Genomic DNA, 26227 nt, shown 5'->3' on the forward strand with positions numbered 1-26227 from the left:
TCCTCAAAATCGAGGCTTACCCAGCCAGGAGGGCACGTCAGCGTCATGCCAAAGTCGCAGCTGAAACAGTCTCGCCCGTCATTAGTTCCAAGCACGCGGCCAGAATCCGGCTGCGAGGCGGCCGCCACGAAACGAGGCGGAAACATCGTCGAGGTGCCGCAGCCAACGCTCGGCTGACTCAAGATTGCCTTCACCAAATCTAGAGCCACGAAAGCGAGGGATGCGCAAAGCTCTAAACATTTAACAACCCACAACCGAGCCGTTCTTTATGAGCGCTGAGCACGGCTTGTTTCGAGCGAGTTCTTTGCTTGGGATATCGCCTTACAGAAGCTGACCTGCCCCTGAGAATTCCCTCCAGAATGGATTAGAGTCCGGCCTATTAAAGGACGGACGAATGAAGAAGCAGCGATTTACGGAAGAGCAGATTATTGCGGTGCTGAAGGAGCAGGAGGCTGGCGCGAAGGTGGCCGACCTCTGCCGCAAGCACGGAATTTCAGAAGCAACGTTTTATAACTGGAAAGCCAAGTACGGCGGCATGGAGGTCTCCGAGGCGAAGCGGTTGAAGGCGCTTGAGGACGAGAATATCAGGCTAAAGAAACTGCTGGCCGAGCAGATGCTGGATGCAGCCGCACTCCGCGAGCTTCTTGCAAAAAAATGGTAGGGCCTGCCGCCAAGCGTGAAGCCGTCACGCATCTGAAGGCCGTCATGGGTCTTTCGGAGCGTCGGGCCTGTCAGATCATATCCGCCGACCGCAAGACGATCCGTTATCGGTCCCGTCGACCGCCGGAGGTCGATCTGCGAGCGAAGCTGCGCGACCTGGCCAACCAGCGGCGGCGTTTCGGCTACCGTCGCCTGTTCATCCTGCTTCGGCGAGATGGAGAGCGGTCGGGCGTCAATCGCATCTACCGTCTTTATCGCGAGGAAGGGCTTTCCGTTCGCAAGCGAAAAGCCCGGCGGCGTGCTGTCGGCATGCGTGCACCGATCCTGGTCGAAGCGAAGGCCAATGCCCGCTGGTCGCTGGATTTCGTCCACGACCAGTTCGCCTGCGGCAGGCGATTCCGGGTCCTCAATGTCGTTGATGACGTGACGCGCGAATGCCTGGCAGCGATCCCGGACACGTCTATCTCTGGTCGACGTGTCGCCCGAGAACTGACGACGCTGATCGAACGGCGAGGCAAACCCGGAATGATCGTCTCCGACAATGGCACCGAACTCACCTCGAATGCCATCTTTGCCTGGTCGAAGGATCACAAGATCGAGTGGCACTACATCGCGCCGGGAAAGCCGATGCAAAACGGCTATGTCGAGAGTTTCAACGGTCGGATGCGCGACGAGTTGCTCAACGAGAGCCTGTTCTTCGGCCTCGATCATGCCCGCAGCGCCATTGCTGACTGGGCTGCCGACTATAACCATTTCCGGCCACACTCGTCGCTCGGATACCAAACCCCGGCAGGCTACGCCGGGATCATCGCCGCAACCGGCTCCAACGCTGCGCAAGATGAAAGCTTCGCGTTTCCGCCGGTTGCTCCCGCCGCGCCATTTGGCGTATTCAAACCCGCCGAGACTCTAATCGCCGCCGGATGAAACTTCGGTGGCAGGTCAAAGCGCCACCATTGCCGCGATAATCAACACTGCAAATACCACGAGCCCAATGTGGAGTAGTTCCGCTCGGCGGCCGTTGTTTCGAGAGGTTCGAGCCATGACTTTACCTCACCATTTGACAGGTAACGCGCGGCTCACACGATTGTTCATGGCCTCGCTGTCTGCTGCCGAATGCGCCTGGTATCCCTTCGGCGCGCTTGTGGGCTGAAGCGTTGTGGCCGAACCCGTGTCTCGTTGCCCCGCGGACCCCCGCTCATTCTACAGGATCAGGGCTGAGTTTGAGAGACCATGCCAGAGCCTCTTACGCGGACGCGGCAGCCACGAGCAGTCGCACCATGCCTCCGCTTCCGGTTTCCAATGCGAAGTCGCCAGCTTCACTCCTCTGATAGCATATCGAACCAACTCTGTGCTGGCGCGTTCAAATGATGCAATGGATGACACTCACTTGGACCTGGATATATGGAAGTACGAATCCAAGGCCTACGCAAAGAATATGACCGCGTCCCTGCGCTCGCCGACGTTTCTCTTGACATCCACTCTGGTGAACTGATCGCTTTGCTTGGACCCTCCGGCTCCGGAAAGACGACCTTGCTTAGGTTGATTGCCGGCCTCGAGAGCCCGACCGATGGCACGATTTTCTTCGATGCCGAGGACGCGTCGATGAAGACGGTGCAGGAAAGAAATATCGGCTTCGTCTTCCAGCACTATGCCCTCTTTCGGAATATGACTGTGCTGGAGAACGTGACTTTCGGTCTAAAGGTTCGCCGCTCCAATCGGCGGCCACCACCGGCAGAGATTCACAAAATGGCACTCGAGTTACTAGAGCTCGTACAGCTGTCAGGATTTGAAAATCGCTACCCCGCTCAGCTCTCCGGCGGCCAACGCCAGCGCGTGGCGCTTGCCCGGGCCATGGCGGTTAAGCCGACCGTCTTGTTGCTCGACGAGCCCTTCGGTGCGCTTGACGCTCAAGTGCGCAAGGAATTGCGCCAGTGGTTGCGTGAAATCCATGATCGCACCGGATACACGACCGTATTTGTCACCCACGACCAGGAGGAGGCGCTCGAACTGGCTGATCGCGTGGTGGTGCTGAATAAAGGTATGATCGAGCAATCCGGTACGCCGGACGAAATCTATGATCACCCAATCTCTACTTTCGTCTATGGCTTCATTGGCCAGTCGAATTGCTTAAAGGTCATGCTTTCAAACGGCGAAATCCGGTTCGAAGATCTGCCCATAGGGCTGCGGGCTGCAACCGAAGGCGATGGTGAGGCTTTACTGTATTTCCGCCCGCACGACATAGAACTCGTCGATGGCTCTCGGGGCAGCCTTGAAGGCTTCATCATCGGGAGCCGGCGGGTTGCCGGTACGCGCCATCTTGAGCTAGATCTGGGCAATACGCATGCGGCCGTCGAAATCGAGCTGCCGCCGGACCGCGCGTCTTTTGCACACAGAAGCCGAATCGCCTTCAGGCCCACCAAGTGGAGGCTGTTCCGCAGCGAATAAGAGCGGTCGCGGCCGACCGGTAGAGCCTGGACACAGCGCCCGCGTGAGTAACGCGGGCGAGCGATGATATCCGCCCTCGGCCTGACAGATCTCGATTTAAATAAACGAAACAGCTATTTTGTTAAATGACTCAATAGCTTAGTTAACAAAGAAGAGCGAAGCGGGTGCGTTTCCTAAATCAGCGGTCGATAGCGGCCTGCGGTGCCCGCGAAGCGAACGGAACGTTGGTGAGCACGCCCGCTCGCGGGACCCCTGTTCGGTACGAGGTTGGGCCGCCACCGGCTTGCTATCGCGAAGCGTTCAATGAGGAGGGTTTCGAACTATCTCGCCCGTGCCTGAAGCCTGTTGCGTAGGCCGTCTATCGTGACGCGGAGAGTATCGAGAGCGTCCGCTTCCAGCGCAACCGCATCGCCGATGCAATGCATGACATCATCGGCCTGACCCTGCAGCGCGCGACCTTTCTCGGTCAGGTGCAGAAGCACCTCGCGCTCGTCCTTTGGGTTGCGCGTTCTGGTAATTAACCCGGCAACATTCAGGCGCTTGAGCAACGGCGTAAGCGTGCTGGAATCAAGGAAGAGATCGTTACCCAACTCCTTGACGTTCTGGCCGTCGCGATTCCAGAGCGACACCATGACCAGGTACTGCGGGTACGTGAGGCCCAGCTTGTCCAGTAATGGCCGGTAAAGTTGGGTGAATGCGTGGCTCGCGGAATAGAGGGAAAAGCAGAGCATTCCTGCGACGCCGCGATGGTCGTCTGGTTTCGTCATCGCGATTTCCTTTCCGCAAAAATAATTCGCACACGATCTAATTGCAAGCGGTTGACATGGCCATTTCGGAAACATATAAATCGTACACAAGTAAATTGCACGCAAATAAATAACTGCCTCCCGCCTGAACCTAGATCCCAAGCTATGAAGGATATCGTCATGTTCAAACTCGCCGCCACCGCTGCCTTTGCGGCCGCTCTCCTGTCCGGCAGCGCAATTGCCCAGCCCGCAAAGCCCACAGTCATTCTCGTCCACGGCGCTTTCGCCGACTCGTCGAGCTGGAATGGTGTGACGAAGATCCTTCAGAAGGACGGTTACACGGTTGTTGCCGCCGCCAATCCCCTGCGCAGTGTCGCCGGTGATGCGGCGTATGTTTCAGACATCATCTCGAGCATCAAAGGAACCGTCGTCCTGGTCGGCCATTCCTACGGAGGCCAGGTGATCTCGACCGCTGCCAATGGCAAGGACAATGTCAAGTCGCTGGTCTATGTGGCAGCGTTCGCTCCGGAAGCAGGGGAAGCAGCTGCCGATCTCGCCGGTAAGTTTCCAGGCGGAACGCTTGGCCAAGCGCTCGCCGCTCCAGTCAAGCTGGTAGATGGCGGCGTCGATCTTTCCATCGACCAGGCGAAGTTTCACGACCAGTTCGCCCACGATGTTTCAATTGAGGATGCGGCATTGATGGCCACCGGCCAGCGCCCAATCACCGAAGCTGCCTTAACGGAAAAGTCCGGGAAGCCGGCCTGGAAGACGCTGCCCTCCTACTTCATCTATGGGGACGGCGACAAGAACATCCCAGCGAAGGCACTCGGCTTCATGGCCGAACGGGCAGGCTCAAAGCACACTGTCGTGATCAAGGGTGCATCCCATGTTGTGATGGTGTCGCAGCCCCAAGCCGTTGCGGACCTCATCGAAGAGGCTGCACAGTAATCTCTGTACACTGCTGGTGAGCAAAGGCCGTCCCCCGGAAGGGTGGCGGCTTTGGCGTAAGAGCACGGACTGCGGCTACGCCTGTTTCAGGGCGTCAATCTTGCTCGCTTGCTTTGTTATCAGCATGCTTTCCCGGCTTTGTGCATTTTCATTTCGCTCGACAGCTGAGGTGCGGTCCCAACCTTCAAGCAAGCGCCTAAGCGGGTTCAGGCGCCGCAATCCGGACAGTACTATCCGCCTGCAACACCGAATGGAGCACATATGTGCTTTTGTAAGGCAAGAGCGAACTATATCCATGACCTACTATAATTTGCTAATGGGTCTCGGTCTGGTTGGTAAGATCGGCGTTATGGAGACGGGCTTTTGGGGTATCCCCCGAGTGAAGCCTCTCGAGTAGCCCGACAATCCCCAAAGCGACGGTGCGCCGCCGACGTGAGGGATATGCGCATTGCCACTGCGAAGTTGAGGCGGACTGATGGCAATGCCTCGAAGAAAGCAGGAGAGTCATGGTCGCAGACTATATTGACGAATTCATCATGTTTTGCGCCGGCCTGTGGATGACGTCCGTGGGCTTTGGGTATGTGACTTTGTCAAGAAACCCGGCAAACCAACTGCCGTTGGCCCGCCACTTCAAGTGGATGGGCCCGTTGCTGCTCGTTATCGCAATCGTTCTGGCCTTCGCCTCATAAGCCTGCCATCGAAGAAGGGCAGGCGGGTGCTGTAAGATGGAACGGCCAGTTTCTTTGGTAGGGACTGTCGTGTTCCTTCGATTCCCTACGCACTCAGCGCGGAAGGCTTTCACGCCACCACAATCGGGACTTTGGTCGGCGACGCCTTGACCCGGTTGTAGAGGTCGATGACGTCCTGGTTGATCATGCGCACGCAGCCGGAAGATGCTTGAGTGCCAATGGTCCACCATTCCGGTGAGCCGTGTACGCGATAGCCAGTGTCGTGGCCGTCCTTGTAGATATAGTGCGCGCGGGCGCCGAGCGGGTTGTCGAGCCCACCCGGCTGACCGCCCGTCCATTTCACCAGCTCCGGCTTGCGCGCGATCATCTCTTTGGGCGGCGTCCAGGTCGGCCACTCCTTTGTGTACTGGATCTCGGCGCGGCCGTTCCATTCGAAGCCGGCCTTGCCGATGCCGACGCCGTAACGGATCGCCTCGCCGCCTTCCTGCACCCAATAGAGATGCCGCTCGTTGAGGCGTACCACGATCGTGCCCGGTGCCTCGCCGGTCGGATCGATAACGATCTGACGCCGGAATTCCGGCTTGACCTTCTGGAATGGGATTGCCGGGATCACGAAACCATTATCGATCATCGAAGCATACATCGTGCCGTTGTCGGTGATGTTGCTGTCGACGCTGATCGGTGGGATCGGGCGGATTGACCCAGTCGGCATGTGGTCAACGCCCACAGGCGGCATACCACCAGATGGCTCGATTGGTCCCAACGACGGGATTTCGAGCGCCTGCGAACAGCCGGAAGCGCCAAGCATGGTCAGGATCCCGAGACCAGAAAGCACGGCGCGGCGGGAGACGATGTACCCGGTCTCCGGGAGGGGCTCTCCAGAGGACAGCTGTTGATCTTGCGGCTTACGCATGCACGTTTTACCCCAACGAACGGTCGGCATCATACCCAACGGATGGGCACATTTTCCCAAATCACGGTTAAGAAGGCGTGAAACCGGCCTTCCGCCCGCTTCCCATTTGCAAGTGCTGGGTGGCAGACGCCAGCTCGTCGGCTTGAGGGGCTGGATAATGTAACCAAACTGCTCGTCGAGGCGCAGATTGTGTTCCACTTGAGCCCTTAGCCGCGCCTTAGCGTAGTTATCGTTATTGTCGTCGTTTGCGTAGCCGATCTCATGCTTGGCAGCTCGCAAAAAGCCTGATCGGGTCAGCCCTTGGGCTTCGGCGAATGCATCGATTGCCTTAGGACGTCTTCTGGCAGGGTGATGTTTACGCGAACCGCTCATTTTGGCTTCCGTCTTGACGGCGACCAGAATTGCAACGCTATCTTGGTTCTCCGCGTCTGCCATCACCGCGACCAATCTGGATGGCTCGGGAATTGCTTCGCAGTCTGAGGCTAGACCTTCGATATGTAGGTCGGAGGCTTCTTCCGCCATTGCTCGCGCATCGTCGAGGTCAGTCCCTGCCGTGACCAGCCCGGGAATATCGGGTTGCGCGGTGGGAAGCTCGATGTTTCTTATGGAAGTTCGATCTCGCCGGTTACTACGTGGTCGAGGTCGGTGCCTTCCGCCGTCAGCGTCATGCGGACCTTCAGCTTTTGGCCGCCGGTCTGCCCTTCGCGCACCGTCTCCTCGATTTTGCGCTGCGAGGTAATGCCGACTTCCTTCAGGAATTTGCGGATCGACATGTTAAAGGCGTCTTGGCTCATGGCAGAACTCCACTGTGTTCAGAAGGAATTGTAAGGGAAGGCGAGTGGTCAAGGAAGCAGGACGGTGAGGCGCGGTGAGCTGCAAATAGACTGCAACCCAAGAAGAGGCGCCGGGCCCCCTTCAACTTAACCGATTCTGGGAGGAGGCGTGGAAGCGATCCACATTGCGCGCGGCGGAAGGAGGTGCCGCTTTTGACGATGGTGAGGATAAACTTACCCCAAGCGTGGGCTCGCAAGCGGTCACCGAGCGGCCGCGCGGTTCACGTCCTTTACACCGAGGATGCAACCCAGATTCAGCTCACCCGCTTTGCCGCGGCTGGCATCAGAACGAGCCTTGCTCCGCAAGGGTAGGGTGGATTAGCCGCGCAGGGCGCGAATCTCGGATCACAAAAACCACGGAATAATACCGGCGAGGTTCGTGTCTAAGTTACAAGCGGCGAAAAATGCATTTCGTTCGGAGGGCATCCGATGAATACCGGAATCCCGCAACTCTCGATCATCGTCTCAATCATAGGAACCCTCGTCACCGGCTGTGTCGCCATTTCGGATCAGAAGACGGGGGCAATTGCCTCCAACGGCGGCTATGGGCCGAACCCGACGCTGCCAAAGCCGCGACCGACGCTTATCCCCACGATCCGGATCGCCGAAGCGAAAGGTTGGCGGGACGGCACGGCGCCGACGCCCGCGAAAGGCTTAAGGGTCAATGCCTTCGCCACAGGTCTCGACCACCCCCGTTGGCTGCACGTCCTGCCCAATGGCGATGTGCTGGTTGCTGAAAGTAATGCGCCGGAAAAGAAGGGGGGTGGGTTCAGCCTCCGCAAACTGGTCATGGGCGCCGCAATGAAGCGTGCCGGCGCGGCAACCAAAAGCGCCAATCGGATCACGCTCCTGCGCGGACACTGACGGAGATGGCGCCGCCGACATGCGCCGGACATTTCTGGAGGGACTGAATTCGCCCTTCGGCATGACCCTCACGAACGGCAGGATCTACGTCGCCAACACCGATGCCCTCGTCGCCTTCCCCTATAAGAGCGGCCGCACCCGTATAACTGCCCCGGCGCAAAAGATTATCAATCTGCCGGCGGGCAATCTGAATCACCACTGGACTAAGGACGTCATTGCCAGCCCTGACGGGCGCAAACTGTACCTTACAGTCGGCTCGAATAGCAATGTCGTGGAAAACGGCATGGCAGTGGAGACGAACCGAGCCGCGGTTCTTGAGGTCGACCGCGCAAGCCGCCGCACGCGTGTCTTCGCCTCGGGCCTGCGCAATCCGAACGGCCTCTCCTGGAATCCGCAGAGCGGCGAACTCTGGGTCGCGGTCAATGAACGGGATGAGATCGGTAACGATCTCGTCCCTGACTACATGACCTCCGTCCGGGATGGAGGCTTCTACGGCTGGCCCTACAGCTATTTCGGCGGGAATGTCGACGCTCGCGTCAAGCCACAGCGTCCCGATCTCGTCGCCAAAGCGATCAAGCCGGACTATGCGCTGGGCTCGCACACCGCCTCGCTGGGTCTTACGTTCTCAAAGGGTGCTTCACTCGGCCCACTCTATCGCAACGGAGCTTTCGTAGGTCAGCACGGCTCCTGGAACCGGAGCGTCTACAGCGGCTACAAGGTTGTCTTCGTGCCTTTCCGAAACGGCAAACCCAGTGGCCGGCCACAGGATATTCTCACGGGCTTTATCGGCCCCGACAACAAGGCAATGGGTCGTCCGGTCGGCGTAGCGATCGACAAAAGCGGCGCACTGCTTGTGGCAGACGACGTCGGCAACGTCATTTGGCGCGTAAGCCGCCGCAATTGAGAACCGAGCGCAGTTTCAGACCTCTGAAGTCGCATTTTGTGTATCGACGGGAACCTCAGCGTGGCCTTGATCGTGACCGAGCGATAGCAAGGGTGGCTGAAAGCCAACCGTTCAAGAATCCAAACTCCAAAACTTGTAGAATGACTGCACTGGAGCTGTATTGCAGTCATTGAAGGCGAGTGCGAGGGTCTGACTATGGCTATCCTAACAGTACGAAATGTACCTGATGAAGTGCACCGGGCTTTGCGCGTCCGAGCGGCGCTTCACGGCCGCAGCACAGAGGCTGAAGTCCGCGAGATTTTGGAACGGGCGGTAAAGCCCGAGCAGCGTGTTCGCATCGGTGAGGCCTTGGCTGAGCTGAGCGGGCGGCTTGGCCTGACCAATGAAGATTTTGAAGTTTTCGACCAGGTGCGCGACAAAGCGCCGGCGGAGCCAATGAGGTTTGAATGATCGTCCTGGACACGAATGTCGTCTCGGAAGCAATGAAGCCGACCCCGGATTTGGCTGTGCGCACTTGGTTGAATGACCAGGTGGCCGAAACCTTGTATCTGCCGACACGCTTGATGGCCTGCTCGAACTGTTCGACGACCGCGTGTTGTCATTCGACACTGCGGCCGCTCGGCACTATGCGGACCTTGCGCCAAGCGCGCGGGCAGGGGGGGAAAGGATTCCCGACACCTGATGGATATATTGCGGCTATTGCAGCCTCCAAGGGATTTACAATCGCGACACGCGATACAAGCCCCTTTGAGGCGGCAGGGGTCCCCGTCGTGGCCACTTTAACCCAACCAGCGGGCCCTACCTTCCTTGGCTTGTCGCCTTGAACCCGTGGATACGCTGGCGTTTCCACCGCGACTTTCTTATACGGCGATTGCCGGAATCATCTCAGAACATCCTCGATCGAAACCATGAACTGGAAGTCGCGGGAAGATGAAGTCGCTGCCAGGCGGGCCTCTTTCGTTCCGCAAGCGTTCGCGCATATCTCAGAAGTTGTAGTTATTCTGAGCGCCGCTGGGATGTGTTCCGGCAAGATGCAACAGAAGAGCCCCACCTCCGCCCGAACGTCGATGGAGCTCTACCTTGATCCGGAGGGATTTTGGATCATTGCAAGCCTAACAACGCGCGCGTTCTCGGAATGGTTCCTTAAAAGAAATGGGCCCCGTCGGGGTGTCGGGACCAAGGCACGCGAGAAACGCGCATACGGCGGAAAGGTTCCTGCCGGCAGAGAGCGAGCCACAGGGAATGGCCTCGAAAGGCGACGACGCGGCCAAGCAAGCGTACATCTGCCAGGCTTCGTGGACATAGGCTGCCCCCTCGGAGCTCGATCGATCATCCGGTCCCTATGCGTCCGTCTGATACTGCGCAACGTCGGAGTGCTGCTCCTGCCACATGGCGCTCTCGAACAGCGCAGCCTCATCGCTCACCCCGTTGCGGAATTGCTCGATGATGTTCCGGGCCAACATTTGAGCGCGCTTACCGTAACGGGGAATGCTGCACCAGGTGCACACCCGATCGAATGTTCTTTGAAGCATATCAAGTTCGTCCGGACTGATCTGGAAGGCGGACTCTCCTGCGATCTGCTGCAGCGAGACTTCCGGAATACCGTGAATGAGCGCTGCAGCGTTCGATGGCGCCACCGATCTTTTGTCGAAACCGGTCATGTATTTAAGGGCGCCGCTCTCTCGGATGCCTCTCTGGTAACAACTGAAAACGCGTCTTGCGATCACTTCTGCCGACTCACAGTCTCGCGACAGCCCGCGTTCGCGCAGGATGTCTTGGAAGATCCGATCGATCTCGTTCACTTCGTGAGGGAGAAGCGCCATCGATCTAGGCAGGGAATGCATGCGCGACCTCCTTTCCCAGGGGCGGCGCGAGGTTCCCTCAGCCGGAGCCCCGTAGTTCGAAAATCGAGTGTGAAGAAAAAATAATATCGGCTAATCAATCCGACAAGATAGCCAAAAAGGGTGATTGAGGTCACCCATGATGGAACGGAGCGGTCGTTATCGTGACGCGCCAGTTCGTCGACGGCGAGGCTGCTCGATAAGTCTGCGCCAGTGTCGCGTTTTTGGCCAAGCGGTATCCACAAACGTGCCGATCGACCGCAAATGGATAACAAACTCCAGTTTCAGTGGATTGTGGGTGCCTTACTTCTCTCCTGCCGGTGAGCACTTGCCGGTCGCGGCGTCCTGTTCGTCACCCAGCCTCGATCACGTCCGACGAATGCAGAAATTTCGTCCTCGCTCATCAGGCGCGTCAGGGGGGCTTTGCTCGCTGGTTTCCTTCCGATGTGGGATTTGAAGTGAGGGTAGGCCGCGGCGCCGAGTGGTTATCCGGAATCCCAAGGGGTCAACTACCATGCCGCAAGCGGCGGAACGCCACCGATCCACCTACCGACTGCGATTTGGCTGGCCTTCGACGGTGTCGGCCACATCGGACGTAGCAGGAAGGAGACCGGCGGCAGGTCAGATCACGATGATGTGTTCTCGCCCCGAGGAACGTCACTCTCGCTCGATGGTTGGCCCAACATTCAACGCGTCAAAGAGGAAGTAACGATGCTGAAGACATTACTGACGGCGACTGTGTTACTCGCACTTGCTGGGCCTTCTGCCTTTGCCTTGTCCGATATCGTGTGTAATCAAGCGAACATGGCGAAGCTCGAAACTGACGTCAAGGCTATGACAGACGAGATGAAGAAGGACTACGCCAATAAGGAATTGGCGATGGCGAAGGAAGCACTTGCCTCAAACGAAAACGACAAATGCAAGACGCATATGTCGAACGCAATGAAGGGAAATGACCCTATGTGACGGGTGCAGCCCTAAGGAATGGCCCCGCAGGCAACCCTGGGACCTTTGCGCGGCCGTATGGGACGAAGTCCGATAGGTTAACTCTCGTTCCTCGACTCGATCGAGGCGCCTCTAGGCCCCACCTGCCATCAGTGTCCCCGTTAGTGGGGCCTATCGAGGTCATTGGGCAACCGGTCCTGCGTTAGCGGGGACGTTTTTTTCCGGCCAAATCGCCGATCTCGATGAATCCTCGTAACGCGCGCTGCTCAAAAGGTAGCGATGAATTTCGCGCCGGGGGCATTTGGTCAGTCGCACACCAGGCTCGCTCCTGCCCGCGTAGTCGCCATCTGAGCTATGCCGGCGTTTCCCGGATCAAACGGATGTCAGGGCGGTTGATCGAGGCCCATTAGCAGAGCCACTGCGTCGACGCCATTCAAGGCTGAGAGGTTCAATTCGAGCGGAACTTTACTTATGTCTATTGGTTCTTCCAGTGAAAGCGCGAGCAACGAGCTTATGACTGAGAAAATTACTCCTACTCCCAAGAAGGGCGCTTCCAAACCACGGCCCGCCCGCCGTCCCGAACCTCAGGACCCGACGCCCAAGTCAGATGAGCAGATACATCCGCCGCGGGACACGAGAGAGGCGCCGGTGCCAAACCCAAACGGCGAGGAAGCCTCTCAATCGTGACGGCACGGCACGCTGTCGTGCGCCGAGACGAGCGGACCGCTGACCTTGGGAAGTTCACTAATCAGTTTATCGAGCGAGATCGGCGGATCCTTATCCCGGTGGCATTGTAAGGGGCAACCTGCAGGGGTGCCGCATAGGCAAGGCCTACTTTGTGGCATTTGCCACCTCACACGGAGACGTGGAAGTGACAACGTCGCGCCGATAACGGAGATACGCACGAAGCACGCATCTCAACATGATGGCAAGCGGTGGGTCGCCACCTAGGCTCCCGGTGGACGATACCGAATTGACTTTGCCTTTTCCAAGGCTTTGATCGTATCGTCGACGCTGAGGAGAACAGTGGTCTCAATAGAACTGAGCGCGCCTCCTGCGCCAATAGCAAGAGCGACTGCCGCCATCGATATATTATCAGGTGCCTCCCACAGATTCCAACCATCATGCTCGCCAAAGGCGTACCAGAACCCATGGAGCTTTCCGCCAACGGATTCAATGTAAGTGCGTGCCGCCTCTCGGCGATCCTCGGGGTTTTCAATCATTCGCGCCCACGTTTCGGGCGTGTAGCTGAAGCGCGTGAGATAAATGGCCATGAATTTGCCTCCTCCGCCAGAACAACACAGTTAACGCTCAAGGCGAGGAAAACGCGAGTCACCCAATGTGCGGACTTGTCGTAGTCAACGCAACGGTTTCAAATTCGCAGTTTCTGTGGTTGCGGCGGAAAGCCCCAAAGAAGGCAAGAAGGATCGACTGTGGGTCGACACTGGCCGCCGGTCGAAATTTATCCGATTTTCATGCACGAAGTTGTCTCGTAGACGAGCGATGATCCCGGTCTGTGCTTCTGGTATCATTTATCGAGTGGAACAAACTGCGCTCCTTTGACCATGGGCCGCGTCCTAGCGCGGAGTGTCCTTCCGCTTGAGGAGGCCAGCGCGGATCACGTCCGACTTTGATGCCGTGGAGGGGAGGGGAGGTGCCGACTTTGGATTGCGTGACCCATCGCGCGCCTTGAAACCCTCGTACTGCTGGTGTGCATCCAACCTGTCGGCGTCCGATACAGGACCTACCGGTGTACCATTGATGTCGTGGCGGACTGATCCGGGTCGCGCGACCGCCCTCTGATAGCTCCGCGAATGCACATAGGTTGCCATCGCCTTGCGAAGAGCCGTGACGCTGAATTCCGGTTTCAGGAGAGGGCGGATTTCATCCCAGAGCCCGAGTGCAAAGGGTCGAATCGGGTCGCCGATCTTGGCTGGAAGAACTGCGATCGGCCGAGTGAGAAGAGCATTGATTGCCTCGGTCTTTGCGACCTCTCGTTCACGGGCGAGAACCGGGTTGGAGTTCTCTCGCGGAGACTTCGTCTTCGGTGACTTCTGACGCATCGCAGTCCGTGCCAATCCAGGAGTGTCCATTCCAGGATATGCCATTCGGTACCACGAACCAATGACATTTGCACCCATAGCGTGAACGCCAGCACGCAAGCACTGCGAGTCCGTTTTGCCAAACGTGCGAGCGATAAGCTCTGCTGTCGACTGCAACTGTGCGGGCTGAGCCTTCCGCGGCAGTATCCTTCTGGGAGCGCGTCTCAAGACCTGTTTCCGAACGATCGAGAGCAACTCATTGCGGGTCAGCTCGGCCGCTTCGCGCCGGTTTCCCATTTTTGTACGGTCGACTCGTTGGTATTGAGGTAGCGCGCGAAGACCGGCTGGCTAACGGGATTGTTTTCGCGCAGCGTCTTGATCTCGCTTGGAGTCGACTCTTGCCAGACGAAACATGCAGGCCTCATCGAAGGTCCGCATCGTCTCCTTGTCGATGGTGCCTGCAGCATACATACCTTCGACGACGGTGTGGATTGCTTCGAAGGCATAGCTCTTGAACTCGCGCTTAGTCACCATTGTAAATCTCTTATAAGGCGTTGGCCCGATTTCGGTATCGAGCTCTCCGCGACGAATTGGTCGCTGGAAGAGAGGCTTTGCTATTGCAACGCTTGCTTGGCGTCCAACTCGTCGCAGCACTTCGTCCGCCTGGGCGGTAAGCGCGAGCGTCTGGCGGCGCGTGTAATTCGGATCGGGTTCATGCCTACATAGCCGGCTCCAGCGCCTGCGGAAGGGAACAAAGCTGCATTCCCATCGGTTGATGGTTCGACTGTACCGTGGAAACGAAGGCGTTAGATTGGACCGTTCACATGGAGGCGCCACCACTTGAAAGGAAGCTTGCAGCGATCCTTGCGGCCGATATCGAAGGTTATTCCCGCTTGATGATGCGGACGAAGAGCAGACGCTTGCCACTTTGACGTCGCATCGCACTATTGTCGACGGCCTTATCGAAAGCGCCCATGGTCAGATTTTCGGGACCGCCGGCGACAGCGTTTTGGCGGAATTTCCATCGATCGTCCATGCCTTCAACTGCGCAGTCGCCATTCAGCAGGCGATGTGGCGTGCCAACCAGGCGCTTGCCGACGACCGGAAGATGAATTTCCGCATCGGGATCAATATCGGCGACGTTCTGGTGAAAGACGGCGATATCTTCGGCGATGGCGTCAACATCGCCGCCCGGCTCGAAGGCCTCGCTGATGCCGGCGGCATCTGCGTGACAAGAGGGGTACGGGATCATCTGCGCGATCGCGTTGATACCACCTTCGAGGATTTGGGCGAGCACCGGGTCAAGAACATTGCGCGCCCACTGCGGGTTTTCCGCGTCCTGTTCGACCCGCAGGCCGAACCAAGCCTGAATGCGGAGCTATCGTCCGTCGACAGCCCCGAGCGATCATCGTCTTTCCAAGAGCCCTTCTCAGTAGATGACAAAAGCGACGAGGTGCGTCGAGTCGAAGTGGCCTTTTGGGAGGCGGTACAGGAGAGCGACGACCCGGCCGAGTATCTCCTTTACTTGAAGCGGTTCCCGGCGGGTCAGTTCGCCGAACTGGCAGCCGCACGCATTGCCCAAGGGGGGGCTGGCGACGCCGACCCTGGTATCGAGGTTTCATTCTGGGAAACAGTTCGAGACACCGGTAACGTCGAGATGATTGAAGCGTATTTGTCAAAGTTTCCGCAGGGCCAGTTCGTCGATCTCGCGAATATATTGCTGGCAGACATTCGAGCGAAATCAAACGCCTAGCGATCGCCGCAACGACTTCGCGAACGCCAAACCGTGACAATTCAGGGGTGCTTGCGCAGTCGAGGTGCCAAAGCGACGGGAGGGCAATGTGATTGAGAACTTCTTCCCTGAGATGGTTTCTCAAGTGGCTCTGCTCCTACTCATTGGCATTGCTTTCGGCCTCCTTTTCGGCAGGTCTGCCGTAGGGCGATCAGGCGCTCAAGGAGTGCAATGCGTTGCAATAAGCAAGCAAGAATGGCGGCCGCGCGCGGTCACAGTGTACGTTCGGCTTGCTAATCCAATGTGCCGGAAAAGAAAGGCCCTCTTGTAGGCGGGGCGAATAGTGCAGCCAGATGGTTCAATGGGCGCGGACAGGGATCGCAATCCAACATAAATTGCTCATTTACTCTAACCGCCAAGCTCGAGGGAGGGACGGTCTGCTTTCCCGATTCCGGCACGCTGCCGGAAAAAAAGGTTGCCTGCGGAGCAGCGCGGACCGCCCCTGGCCGCATTCGCGGCCGGTACCTGGTACGTTTTCCCGCTGCTGGCGACGGCTTCATGCTAAAAGCAGGGATGACCTCGCTAGGGTAATTGTTGACTCTGCTCGCTGCTCATTGGAAAAGATCATCAGTTCGAGAGGGAAAACACTCATGGCAGACGAGAGCAATACCGAGATCACAGAGACGGCGGCACCGGCGGAAGCAGCGCCGCCCAGGAAGCGCCGAGGACCGCGGCCGAAAAATGTCGTTTCGGACGCAACTGCTGAAACACCGGAGGCAGTTGCTGCCCAGCCCGTGAGAGGACGCAGGAAGCGTGCCGACAAGTCGGCAGAGGCGCCGGCGGTTGCCAAAACCAGGGCAAAGAAGGTCGCCAAGGGGACCGGAAAAACCCGTGGGGCAAAGCAAACGATCGAAACACCGGCTCCCGTCCTCGACGACATTGCTGATCTTCTTCAGCTTGAAGAAGAGAACGCTCGGCTCCGCAAGGCACTGGCCGAAAAACTCCGAGCTGAAAACGCCGATCTGCGCAAGCGACTGGGTCTTGCCTGATCATTCGGTGAAGGGCTGATTGGATTTAAGCGATTGGCCCTCGTCATCGCATTCTCGCTGCCGTTCGTCGAGAGCTGCGGCGGAGGATGCCGGTGCCAATGCTCGAGGTGGCGGCACATATGAAATCACCATGGAAATATCTGGTCCAACTGGCGTCTTTCGGGCGAACGGTCATGGAGCCGGAAAGCCCGCATGAAATCGCGACCGAGGAACCGATCGGCGACGTTGACGAACCGATAGTGGAAGCCTCGAACGAGGTTGCAGGCAATCGCGACACCGCGACTGTCGGCGGTGAACGGGCGCCCACCACAACGGTCGACCGGTCAAGTACCGACGACCGCGTGGCGCTTCCGGAACCCGCCGGACCAACGCGACCACCGCCGGCGAAAAAGCAAAGGCGCAGCCGGAAAACGAGCGCCAGCGATGTTGCCGTGGCCGATGCCGTCGAGTATGGAGATGGCGACTCCAGTGCTCAGCAGCCGCCGATGACATTCGTCGATGAGATGACCGCATTGGACGAGGACATCAGGCAACTTAGACGCCGGCTGGCAGAGAAGTTGCTTTTGCAGAACATTCAGCTCAAGAAAATGCTTGAGCGCTTTGACGCGTCGTAAGCTGGTGGCGCGCCTTCAACGTTGGATCCCTATGAAACCGCAGCAGCGCAAGTTTATCGTCGAAGTCAAATCGGCCCGGCGGCGGACGACAACCACTCCGTCCTCCATCTGGGGCGATACGGACCTCAAAGCCCTCGTACGCCAGGCGGAGACCGAAGCGCCGCATCTGTTCGAACCGGCTCAGCACCCCGGCGAGCCTACTCCGGGGCAGAGTGCGGAGGTTTACCCGTACGAGAGCGCTGGGACCGACGCCGTTGAACTGACTTCAGATCCGGCGCCCCCGACAGAAGAGAACATTCGCACCGAGGATGTTTCCGGTCCTGCCCTCTCGCCGATGGAAGCAAACCGCACGAAGACGATTCCACCAGAAGATAAGCCGAAGCGCCAAGGGCCAACGCGCCGTGGTCGTCCCCTTGGTAGCAGGACGATTACCGCTGCTCCCGAAGCCATTTATAACGAGCTTGCCATGCTCGAGGTAGAGAACCGTCGGCTGAAAGGGCTACTCGCGCAGCGGCTTCAACAAGAGAACGTCCAGTTGCGAAAGATGCTTGAACGGTTCGGAACAAACTGAGCCTGCAGATTGTCTTCGCTTCGAAGGTCATCATCTTTTCCCGCCAGAACCTTGGATTCTACCCTCGCTTACAAGTGCGATAATAAGGTCAATACGTCACGCCTCTGAAACGGCCGGTATCGAGTTCATCCCAGAAAACGGCACTGGTTGCTCGCTGTACATTCCAGACTCAGCTCTTTGATGTTCCTGACGCTTAAGCTGCGGGGTAGGTGGATGGGGACGCCAACCCGCCCAGGAGCTTTGCCGGACCGACTGCTATCGCGAAGTGGCCAGGGAGAGCTTCGGAAGGACAGTGGCGATCGGACGGCCGCCGTCGCTCAAAGCACCCCCAACCAGCAGATAAGCAGCGATTACCGCCATTGATAGAAGCATTACTCCGATTGGGAGGGCCGTCGTAAACTTCCTCTGTGGCGTTCCGTAAGTGTATCGTTTGTACATTCGCAAATCCTCAATCCTTCAATTGGGCAACGACATCAAAACCGCGCCCTGCTGACTGCAAGGGGGCGCTCCGGCGCCGTTGCCCGCCCAAGCCAGTTAAGGGCTGTGCTGCTTGGGCTAAGAAGAAAATAACGCGACGGTAGGGTGCGACAACGAAGCTAAGACCTTTGCGCTTGCCTTCTGGGACTGAGGTCCCATGGCGGAACCTTTTGCGCCGCTCTAAGTTTGGATATGTTTCGATCGTCGACCCGATCGAGGCGCCTCTGGGCCCCGCCTGCTTTTAGTGTCCCCGTTAGATGTGGGGCCCACCGAGGTCGCCAATGCGCGCAATTCTCGACCGGCTTGCGAGAGCCGGGCGCTGGTTCACCTCAGGTCCCGCTTCAGCGGGGCCCTTTTTTTACCCAGAATGGATGAGTTGTAGGCTGACCGCCGAGGTAGCACGGGATAAACGGCTGCGTTCACCTCTGGTAGCCGCACGCAGCCCCAAGATACTTCCGCCCTTCCGGAGGAGGGGGCCCCATTTTAAGAGCTGTCCCCATTCGGGGATTGCGGAGAGGCAGGAGCTCGGTTCGGATGCAATCTCAACGTATCGGTCGATCGACCGCAAGCAGGTGGTGATCTCCTGTCCACAAGGGAACGCGGTCGCCGTACTCAGCGCCGGTGCCTCGTTATGCCCACATTCAAGGGCTGAGGTAGGCGATGGACAAAGCCGGCATCGCCTTCCTCGTACTCATCTGCATTCTCGTCGCCCTGGTATTGAGCATTCTGGCGCTCCGACCGGAAGCAGAGCCGGCACCACCGCAGGCGCCGGCAATCGTTCCTGGCCACTAGAGCCTCTTACATTCCCGATCCCGCGATGGAACAACGAGACGTCGAGGGTGTTGCTGTAGACCGCAACGATCACCGGAACAGACGCATGCGTATAGGCATGATTGTAATCGATCATGAGCAGAGCACCCTTCGGAAGATTAAACGCCCAGCAAAAGGCCGAAGCGATCGCTTGCGGCGCGGACTTCGCCCTCGCCCGGTTGACCTGTTCATCTCCGGTTTTGGTTGCCGTGATACAATTCGCAAGTCGGATGCATCCAAGAGGAGCCAAGCATGAGCCGAAATACCGTCCTTGGGATAATTCTTGCCGTGGTGGTCATCATCCTCATCGTCCTTCTCATACCAAAGAAGGAAACGACCCCCGAGACCGCAACACCGCCGGCGACCACGACTGAGCCGACGACATCTCAACCGTCGACGACCACGCCATCGACAACTACCCCGTCGACGACAGCACCGTCGACTGCTGAGCCGTCAACCATCCAACCGTCGACGACCACACCGTCCACTACGGAGCCGTCAACCACGACACCGTCGACTACTCAGCCGTCTACGACGCAGCCTTCAACGACGACGCCTGCTCAATAGAGCTTTCTAGGGTCGCGACCACCCTGCGCCCGGACAGCGGTCCTTGGGTGGTCGCAGCGCCAGAAGCTTCTTCGGCTCATAGGTTGCAATGTTGAGGTCGTGTCGCGCGAGTTGTTCTTGAGCTGGAGTTTCCTTCCAACGCGCAGAGACTTCGTCCATGTCGGTGACTACGGGTTATTCAAGCGGCCGCGTCGATCAAATCTTGGAACAAACACAGTCCGGTAGCGGTTGACCGCCAAAACAGGAGCCGAGAACATGCCTACCGAACCAATCCCGAGGCCCCCCGATCCCGAATTTCCGCCAGGAATGCCACCGGACGTGCCGCAGCCCCCCATCGAGGAACCAGAGCCCGACATCCTTCCGGACGAGTTTCCCAATCCCAACCCGGATGAGAATGACAAGCCACCAAAGCTGAAAGCGTTTACGCCAGCGCAGCCAGTACAACCCTGACGGAATGAGGGTTGCATGCCGCGGTCAATCAGTAAGGAAACGGAGGCGGCGATGATCGAAACTTGGAATGAATGCGTGATCATCCAGCTCCCGGAACTCGACGGAGTTCAAATAGTGTCGACTCCCGCCCGAGCAGCTACGCTGCTTAGCGAGAGTTGGCCTGTCGACTATGGCGTCGCCTATTTGGACGCCCTTAACAAATGCACGGACGCCATGCTTGGGACCTACCCGTGGGAACAAGCGCGAGATGCGTTCATAGAGGCCATTGCCGAGGCTAGGGTGACAAAGCTGCACTGACTTCTGCAGCTTTCGCCGGAACTGAGGGATTGGACGCTGACAACGCGGTACAAGGCGAGGTCCGCAACGCCTCCCGTAGCCATGGCGGTGACGGACCGATGTAGCTGAAACGGGAAACCCAGCGACCGGACCTCTCAATAACCGAAGTAAGACTAAGACCTTTGCGGCGATTAATGGGACTGAAGTCCCATAGCGGAACCTTCCAGCGCCACATACCTCTCGTAGAAGCTGCGCACGCCGAAGCGAATTCTAGCCCTCGCATGCTTTCAAATGCAGACGACCGGGGCCAGAATAGGCCCTGGCTCCTCACGGAGCCTTTTTGGGCTGGTGCGAGTTGACTGTGGTCTCAGTCAGGGGCAAAGGCAGTTCGTTGCCCACCGCGCTACGTGCGTTTTGCGTACGAAAAGCCGTGGAGACACTATGATCACGCGCCGGATGATACTGACAGCATTCTGGCCGGCAGCCTGCACCCTCGCCATCTCTTTGCCCTACAGCCTCGAAATGTCTAGCGCCGGGTTTGCGGTCGTCAAGACCGTCGCCTTCGCTGGTAATGGTACTGGAGGCGGGGGCGGAAGTGGCGGGAACGGTGGCGGGAGTGGAGGCGGCAGCGGAGGTGGGAATGCTGGCGGCAACAGCGGTGGGAATTCGAGGTCCAACAGCTCCAGTCGTGGGAACGCAAAGGCAAATGGGCAGGATGTCCGCGTTCGCCACGAAGGCGGCATTAGCGAAGAGATTGTGAATGGCCGCTACATCATGAAGGATGCCCGCGGACGCATCATCATCAACCGCCGCGCGACGGCAAACGATAGAAAACGGATAGCTTCATTCTTGCGTTAGTTGAGAATAGGCAACGTTGGCGCGGCAAATGTTCTCCAGCATCCGTGAAAACATAAGGCCTGCGATCGCGGCAGCGGCCTTTCTCTTCAACGGTCTTGATCGGCCTCGTTGTCGTTGTGTTGAGGTCGACCATGGCGGAGCGGCGCTAATCAAGGATCGCTCATGTGTGACGATGACCTCTCGCCAAAACGGCTCTCAAGATAGCTCACGCCGAAGGAAACGATGTCCTGCGCATCAAATAAATAGCAGCATGCGTCTCCTACTCGGCCAATGGGTGGCCGTCAGGCTCGATGCAATCTGCGAACGACTTATCCATGTCGGTGGCCGTTTGCACTGAACAAATGGAGAGCTTCCGCACCGGCCCCAACTTTAACTTCGTCGCCGATCTCGTTGTGTGCTCGCCCGGAAACTCGGAAGATCAATTCGCTGCCGTTTTTGAGCCGACCATGCAGGAGGCTCTCGGCCCCGACTAGTTCGATACCGTCGATCTGGACCGTGGCCGCGAATGGCAAACCGGTTGAATCGGCGGGTATCGGGGAAAGATCCTCGGGGCGGATGCCGAGCGTATAGTCGGTATTCGGGCGCACAACATCCGGGGATAGCGACCACCCCGCCGACATGTCCTTGCCTTGCAAGAGATTCATCGAGGGCGAGCCTATAAAAGTGGCGACGAACGTTGTCGCGGGTTTCTCGTAGAGCTCCAGCGGTGTACCGACTTGTTCAATCCGGCCGGCATTCACGACGACCAGCCGATCGGCGAGCGTCATCGCTTCCATCTGATCGTGCGTGACATACACGCTCGTTGTTCCGAGCGACCGCTGCAGCCGCTTGATCTCTATGCGCATCTGTCCGCGCAGCTTTGCGTCCAGATTGGAGAGCGGTTCGTCGAAGAGGAAGGCGGCCGGTTGCCGGACAATGGCCCGCCCCATCGCGACGCGCTGGCGCTGTCCGCCCGAAAGCTGGCGCGGCTTGCGGTCGAGATAGGGTTCGATCTCCAGCGTCCTGGCGGCGGTCGCGATCCGCCGGTCGATCTCGGCGGCCGGTGTATTGCGGTTCTTCAGCCCGTAGGCAAGGTTCTGGCGCACACTCATGTGGGGGTAGAGCGCATAGTTCTGGAAGACCATAGCAATGTCGCGTTTGGCCGGTTCCACATCGTTGACCCGGCGCGTGCCGATGAGGATATCGCCGCCGGTGATGCTTTCGAGCCCGGCGATCATGCGCAGGAGCGTGGACTTGCCGCACCCCGACGGACCAACCAGCACGACGAATTCGCCATCCATGATGTCGAGCGACACGCCCTTGATTGCTTCCACCGTGCCGTAGGTCTTGCGGACGTCTTTGAGGGAAATTTCAGCCATTACTTTTCTGTCTCCACAAGACCTTTGACGAACCAGCGCTGCATTAGCACCACGACGAGGATAGGGGGGATGATCGCCAGGATCGCGGTCACCATGACATAGTTCCAGGGGGTCGAGGCGTCGGTGAAGTCGATCATCCGCCTGAGCCCAATGATGATCGTATTCATCTTGGCGTCGTTGGTGACGAGCAGGGGCCAGAGGTACTGGGTCCAGCCGTAGATGAAGAGGATGACGAAGAGCGCGGCGATGTTGGTTGCAGAGAGTGGCAGCAGGATGTCGCGCATAAAGCGAAACGGCCCGGCATTGTCGATGCGCGCGGCTTCCACCAGTTCTCCCGGTATCGTCAGGAAAAACTGGCGAAAGAGGAAGGTCGCCGTCGCCGAAGCCATCAGCGGCAGCGTCAGGCCCGCATAGGTGTCGATCAGGCCCAGGTCCACGATCACCTTGTAGGTCGGCAGGATGCGCACCTCGACCGGAAGCATCAGCGTGATGAAAATCATCCAGAAGAACAGCATCTTCAGCGGAAAGCGGAAGAAGACGATCGCGAAGGCGGAGAGAAAGGAAATCACGATCTTGCCGACCGCGATTGCGATCGCCACGACCGTCGAGTTGAAAAGCAGCCGCTCGAGGCTGACGCCGACGACGCGCTCGACGCCGCCACCGACTGCTTCCTTGTAATTTTCCACCAGATGGTCGCCGATCGCGAGCGACATCGGCGGGCGCACGATCTCGATCGACGTGTGCGTCGACGCGACGAACGTGTAGTAGATCGGAAGCGCAACGATGAGGATCCCGATCACGAGCACCAGGTGGCTGATCAGGGTGGAAATGGGGCGATTTTCGATCATCGGCGTCTCACGAGTAATGGACCCGCTTCTCGACGAAGCGGAACTGGAAGGCCGTCAGCGCAACGACGATGATCATCAGGATCACCGATTGGGCCGCCGAACTGCCGAGGTCGAGATTGACGAAACCGTCGTTGTAAACTTTATAGACGAGCGTTTCGGTGGCCTTTGCCGGTCCCCCGCCGGTGACGGCATGAATGATGCCGAAGGTATCAAAGAAGGCGTAGACGGTGTTGACGACCAGCAGGAAGAACGTCGTGGGCGCAAGAAGCGGAAAGACGATAGTCCAGAACCGCTTGGTGCCGCGGGCGCCGTCGATCGCGGCGGCCTCGATTAGCGATTTCGGGATCGATTGCAAGCCGGCGACGAAGAACAGGAAGTTGTAGCTGATCTGCTTCCAGGCCGCCGCAACGATGACCAGCCACATTGCCTGGTTGCCATTGAGGAGCGGATCCCAAACAAACCCGTTCCGGCGCAGAATGTAGGCGAACGTTCCCATCGCCGGATTGAACATGAAGAGCCAGAGCATGCCGGCAACGGCGGGGGCGACCGCATAGGGCCAGATCAAAAGCGTCCGATAGATGTTGCGTCCCCGCACCACGCGGTCTGCCGAGGTGGCCAGCAGGAGCGCGAGAGCCATAGACAACAGGGCCGTCGCGAGACTGAAGACCACCGTGACCTTCAGCGAATGCAGGTAGTCCGGATTGGACAGGATCGCCTGGAAGTTGGCGAGGCCGACGAAACCGGATTTCAGGCCGAACGGATCCTCGCGCAGGACCGACTGGTAGAGAGCCTGGCTTGCTGGCCAAAAGAAGAAGACGATCGTGAGGATGATCTGAGGCGCAAGCAGAAGATACGGCAGCACCTTGTTGGGAAACACGACGGACTGCATGAAACGTCCCCTCCATGGGATACCAGTCCGCACCGCTTAGCGGTGCGGACATTTCGTTTAGAGGTTCAGTTTCCGATCGCTGCTTTGATGGCAGCGTTGGCCTTCGTTACGCCTTCACTGAGGGCCGTCTTTGCATCCTTCTGGCCAGCAAGCATCGCTTCGAACTCTTCGTTGAGGATGTCTCGAACCTGCGGGAGGTTGACGAGGCGAACACCCTTCGAATTTTCGGTGGGAGCCTTGCCCATCATCTGCTTGATCGGCGTTTCCCGGCCCGGATTCTTTTCGTAGAAGCCGGACTTCTTGGTTTCTTCATAGGCTGCCAGGGTCACCGGCAGGTAGCCCGAAACCTGGTGAAGCTGGGCCTGGGTTTCCGTTTTCGAGAGGAAGTTGAAGAACTCGGCCACGCCCTTGTACTCGCCGTCGCTCTTGCCGGCAAAGACCCAGAGACTTGCGCCACCGGGGATGGTGTTCTGCGGACCATGGCCTTCATAGTAGGGAAGCTGGCCGACGCCATAGTTGATCCCCGACTTCACAATATCGCCGAGACCGCCGGAGGATTCGGTCAGGATGGCGCATTCGCCCGACATGAACAGCTGCTTTGCTTCCGATGTGCGGCCGCCATAGCGAAACGTTCCATCCTTGGCGAGGTCGGCAATCGACTGGAAATGCTCGACGAAGAGCGCAGCGTCGATTTTCAGTTCGACTTCGAGGCCAGAAAGGCCGTTCTCGTTCGTGCCGTAGGGCACGTTGTTCCAGGCGGAGAAGTTCTCGGTCTGGATCCAGGTCAGCCAGGTCGATGTGAAGCCGCAATTTGCCGCCCCACTCGCCTTGATCTTCTTGGCCGCCTCGAAGACCTCGGGCCATGTGGCCGGTGGCTTTGCGGTATCGATGCCGGCCTTCGTGAAGGCGTCTTTGTTGTAATAGAGGATCGGCGAGGACGAGTTGAATGGGAAGGACAGCATGGTCCCGTCAGCCTTGGAATAGTACGCGACGATGCCTGGCAGGTACTGATCCTTGTTGAACTCGTAGCCGCCCTTCTGAAGAACGTCCGCCACCGGCACCACAGCGCCCTCGGCGCCCAGCATCACGCCGCTGCCCGCATCGAACACCTGCAGGATTGCAGGCGCCTGCTTGGAACGGAAAGCAGCGATGCCCGCGTTCAATGTTTCAGCATACGTACCCTTGAACACTGGAACGACCTTGTACTCCGACTGGCTCTCGTTGAATTCCTTCGCAAGCCTTTCAACCGTTTCGTTGTTGGCGCCCGTCATGGCATGCCACCATTGAAGTTCCGTCGCCGCGAGGACATTGGAAGCAGCAAGGATTGAAAGCGTGGATGTGGCTGCAAGAGTCCATTTGAAAGCTGACATGGTTGTTCCTCCGATTATTAAGATCGCGTCGACCCTCCTCGATCAAACGCGACTGACTTTCGTGGCGAAAGTAGGCGGATTAAAAACGAACGGGAACGAACCTGCAAGAGAAAATGGAATGGCGAATTCGCTGCTGGTTTTCGGTGGAATTTTCGTTCTGTTCATGCCCTCGAGCCGAATGGCGTCCTGCGGCATCTAGCGGTCCAGGGTCAGGTCTACGACAATCTTTATACGCCGCGCATTCTCGTTCTCGAGCTGCTTCAGCCATCTTCGGCAAGGAGCAACGCTGCGTCGATCCCGGATCGCGCGCCGGCTTGGCTAACAACTTTGTGAAATTCTAACCTGGCACCTGCGGCTCGATTACTTGGGTTGCGGCGCAGTGACACTGCCTTCGCTTCTAGATTGGTCTCCGGTGGCACGGCTTGTCAGTTCTACCGCTCCCCACGCAAGCAGGACGAGGGCTAGGCTCGCCGCAAGAACCAAAAAAACGCGCCTGCCCATTCCCGCTTGGCGCGTTTCCCTGCCAGA

The 26227-nt window shown here is 58.3% G+C and carries 22 protein-coding genes and 6 pseudogenes; 15 read left to right on the top strand and 13 right to left on the bottom strand.

Annotated elements, in window-relative coordinates; genetic code table 11:
• Positions 1-394: 394 nt before the first annotated feature.
• Both ACTJKM_RS20690 and ACTJKM_RS20695 read left to right on the top strand, forming a co-directional pair.
• A protein-coding gene (locus ACTJKM_RS20690) for an IS3 family transposase (RefSeq protein ID WP_113479667.1) occupies positions 395-1584 on the top strand; the annotation gives its coding sequence in 2 pieces (ribosomal slippage) (positions 395-647 and positions 647-1584; 1191 coding nt in all).
• A 477-nt stretch (positions 1585-2061) separates the two neighbouring features.
• Entirely contained in the window at positions 2062-3105 is a 1044-nt protein-coding gene (locus ACTJKM_RS20695) for a sulfate/molybdate ABC transporter ATP-binding protein (RefSeq protein WP_058328916.1), read from the top strand.
• 320 nt (positions 3106-3425) lie between these two features.
• Here the strand turns inward: ACTJKM_RS20695 and ACTJKM_RS20700 are convergent, their stop codons facing one another.
• Together ACTJKM_RS20700 and ACTJKM_RS20705 are read right to left on the bottom strand one after the other, a co-directional pair.
• Positions 3426-3737 (bottom strand): MarR family transcriptional regulator, encoded by a 312-nt coding sequence (locus tag ACTJKM_RS20700; protein ID WP_440639482.1) that lies wholly within the window; start codon positions 3735-3737, stop codon positions 3426-3428.
• A gap of 30 nt (positions 3738-3767) precedes the next feature.
• Positions 3768-3860: pseudogene (locus ACTJKM_RS20705) on the bottom strand (MarR family transcriptional regulator); the annotation flags it as partial.
• Between the two features lie 171 nt (positions 3861-4031).
• On the opposite strand from ACTJKM_RS20705, the gene ACTJKM_RS20710 reads away from it, so the two are divergent.
• Both ACTJKM_RS20710 and ACTJKM_RS20715 read left to right on the top strand, forming a co-directional pair.
• The gene (locus tag ACTJKM_RS20710) at positions 4032-4799 is read left to right on the top strand and encodes an alpha/beta fold hydrolase (protein WP_058328941.1); all 768 of its coding nucleotides are present in this window, start codon (positions 4032-4034) and stop codon (positions 4797-4799) included.
• Positions 4800-5305: 506 nt separating this feature from the next.
• Positions 5306-5488 carry a hypothetical protein gene (locus ACTJKM_RS20715; RefSeq protein WP_058328914.1) on the top strand — a complete coding sequence of 61 codons (183 nt, stop codon included), beginning with the start codon at positions 5306-5308 and terminating at the stop codon, positions 5486-5488.
• 109 nt (positions 5489-5597) lie between these two features.
• Here the strand turns inward: ACTJKM_RS20715 and ACTJKM_RS20720 are convergent, their stop codons facing one another.
• The 3 genes and pseudogenes from ACTJKM_RS20720 to ACTJKM_RS20730 form a co-directional block, all read right to left on the bottom strand.
• Positions 5598-6401 (bottom strand): L,D-transpeptidase, encoded by an 804-nt coding sequence (locus ACTJKM_RS20720; RefSeq protein ID WP_440639480.1) that lies wholly within the window; start codon positions 6399-6401, stop codon positions 5598-5600.
• A gap of 282 nt (positions 6402-6683) precedes the next feature.
• Positions 6684-7007 (bottom strand): annotated as a pseudogene (locus ACTJKM_RS20725) (type II toxin-antitoxin system HicB family antitoxin); the annotation flags it as partial.
• Entirely contained in the window at positions 7004-7195 is a 192-nt protein-coding gene (locus tag ACTJKM_RS20730; protein ID WP_058328913.1) for a DUF6494 family protein, read from the bottom strand. The gene ACTJKM_RS20730 and the pseudogene ACTJKM_RS20725, both read right to left, overlap by 4 nt.
• A gap of 468 nt (positions 7196-7663) precedes the next feature.
• Between ACTJKM_RS20730 and ACTJKM_RS20735 the strand changes: the two are divergent.
• The 3 genes and pseudogenes from ACTJKM_RS20735 (at position 7664) to ACTJKM_RS20745 (ending at position 9826) form a co-directional block, all read left to right on the top strand.
• Positions 7664-9002 (top strand): annotated as a pseudogene (locus ACTJKM_RS20735) (PQQ-dependent sugar dehydrogenase).
• A gap of 195 nt (positions 9003-9197) precedes the next feature.
• Positions 9198-9452: a FitA-like ribbon-helix-helix domain-containing protein gene (locus tag ACTJKM_RS20740; protein ID WP_440660745.1), complete on the top strand. Its 255-nt coding sequence runs from the start codon at positions 9198-9200 to the stop codon at positions 9450-9452.
• Positions 9449-9826, top strand: a pseudogene (locus ACTJKM_RS20745) (VapC toxin family PIN domain ribonuclease). Before ACTJKM_RS20740 ends, ACTJKM_RS20745 begins: the two are co-directional and overlap by 4 nt.
• Before the next feature lie 516 nt (positions 9827-10342).
• Here the strand turns inward: ACTJKM_RS20745 and ACTJKM_RS20750 are convergent.
• Positions 10343-10846, bottom strand: a complete 504-nt coding sequence (locus tag ACTJKM_RS20750; RefSeq protein WP_440660747.1) for a hypothetical protein — start codon at positions 10844-10846, stop codon at positions 10343-10345.
• Between the two features lie 708 nt (positions 10847-11554).
• On the opposite strand from ACTJKM_RS20750, the gene ACTJKM_RS20755 reads away from it, so the two are divergent.
• Positions 11555-11809 (top strand): hypothetical protein, encoded by a 255-nt coding sequence (locus tag ACTJKM_RS20755; RefSeq protein WP_058328910.1) that lies wholly within the window; start codon positions 11555-11557, stop codon positions 11807-11809.
• 926 nt (positions 11810-12735) lie between these two features.
• On the opposite strand, the gene ACTJKM_RS20760 is transcribed toward ACTJKM_RS20755, so the two are convergent.
• The 3 genes and pseudogenes from ACTJKM_RS20760 to ACTJKM_RS20770 all read right to left on the bottom strand — a co-directional run.
• Complete coding sequence (locus ACTJKM_RS20760) at positions 12736-13062, bottom strand: GYD domain-containing protein (RefSeq protein WP_058328909.1); 327 nt, start codon at positions 13060-13062, stop codon at positions 12736-12738.
• A gap of 303 nt (positions 13063-13365) precedes the next feature.
• Positions 13366-13929: a ProQ/FINO family protein gene (locus tag ACTJKM_RS20765; protein ID WP_440660788.1), complete on the bottom strand. Its 564-nt coding sequence runs from the start codon at positions 13927-13929 to the stop codon at positions 13366-13368.
• 126 nt (positions 13930-14055) lie between these two features.
• Positions 14056-14364, bottom strand: a pseudogene (locus ACTJKM_RS20770) (helix-turn-helix domain-containing protein); the annotation flags it as partial.
• A gap of 394 nt (positions 14365-14758) precedes the next feature.
• Here ACTJKM_RS20770 and ACTJKM_RS20775 point away from each other — a divergent pair.
• The 7 genes and pseudogenes from ACTJKM_RS20775 to ACTJKM_RS20805 all read left to right on the top strand — a co-directional run.
• A complete protein-coding gene (locus tag ACTJKM_RS20775) occupies positions 14759-15583 on the top strand; it encodes an adenylate/guanylate cyclase domain-containing protein (RefSeq protein ID WP_440660749.1) in 825 nt (274 codons plus the stop codon).
• A gap of 629 nt (positions 15584-16212) precedes the next feature.
• Positions 16213-16611, top strand: a complete 399-nt coding sequence (locus ACTJKM_RS20780) for a hypothetical protein (RefSeq protein WP_058328907.1) — start codon at positions 16213-16215, stop codon at positions 16609-16611.
• A gap of 98 nt (positions 16612-16709) precedes the next feature.
• Positions 16710-17225: a hypothetical protein gene (locus tag ACTJKM_RS20785; RefSeq protein ID WP_440660750.1), complete on the top strand. Its 516-nt coding sequence runs from the start codon at positions 16710-16712 to the stop codon at positions 17223-17225.
• Positions 17203-17796: a hypothetical protein gene (locus tag ACTJKM_RS20790; RefSeq protein ID WP_440660752.1), complete on the top strand. Its 594-nt coding sequence runs from the start codon at positions 17203-17205 to the stop codon at positions 17794-17796. Before ACTJKM_RS20785 ends, ACTJKM_RS20790 begins: the two co-directional genes overlap by 23 nt.
• 1137 nt (positions 17797-18933) lie before the next feature.
• A complete protein-coding gene (locus ACTJKM_RS20795) occupies positions 18934-19065 on the top strand; it encodes a hypothetical protein (RefSeq protein ID WP_280938123.1) in 132 nt (43 codons plus the stop codon).
• Between the two features lie 1086 nt (positions 19066-20151).
• The gene (locus ACTJKM_RS20800; protein ID WP_440660754.1) at positions 20152-20397 is read left to right on the top strand and encodes a DUF982 domain-containing protein; all 246 of its coding nucleotides are present in this window, start codon (positions 20152-20154) and stop codon (positions 20395-20397) included.
• A gap of 850 nt (positions 20398-21247) precedes the next feature.
• Positions 21248-21383: pseudogene (locus ACTJKM_RS20805) on the top strand (ABC transporter permease); the annotation flags it as partial.
• 159 nt (positions 21384-21542) lie between these two features.
• Here the strand turns inward: ACTJKM_RS20805 and ACTJKM_RS20810 are convergent.
• The 4 genes from ACTJKM_RS20810 to ugpB form a co-directional block, all read right to left on the bottom strand.
• Positions 21543-22592, bottom strand: a complete 1050-nt coding sequence (locus ACTJKM_RS20810) for a sn-glycerol-3-phosphate import ATP-binding protein UgpC (protein WP_113514575.1) — start codon at positions 22590-22592, stop codon at positions 21543-21545.
• Positions 22592-23440 (bottom strand): sn-glycerol-3-phosphate ABC transporter permease UgpE, encoded by an 849-nt coding sequence (ugpE, locus tag ACTJKM_RS20815; protein WP_058323802.1) that lies wholly within the window; start codon positions 23438-23440, stop codon positions 22592-22594. Before ugpE ends, ACTJKM_RS20810 begins: the two co-directional genes overlap by 1 nt.
• A 7-nt stretch (positions 23441-23447) precedes the next feature.
• The gene (ugpA, locus tag ACTJKM_RS20820) at positions 23448-24329 is read right to left on the bottom strand and encodes a sn-glycerol-3-phosphate ABC transporter permease UgpA (protein WP_440660756.1); all 882 of its coding nucleotides are present in this window, start codon (positions 24327-24329) and stop codon (positions 23448-23450) included.
• Between the two features lie 65 nt (positions 24330-24394).
• Entirely contained in the window at positions 24395-25699 is a 1305-nt protein-coding gene (gene ugpB, locus ACTJKM_RS20825; protein WP_058327719.1) for a sn-glycerol-3-phosphate ABC transporter substrate-binding protein UgpB, read from the bottom strand.
• Positions 25700-26227 lie beyond the last annotated feature (528 nt).

Source organism: Ensifer sp. 22460, from assembly GCF_052044935.1.
In the GTDB taxonomy this organism is placed as follows: Bacteria; Pseudomonadota; Alphaproteobacteria; order Rhizobiales; family Rhizobiaceae; genus Ensifer.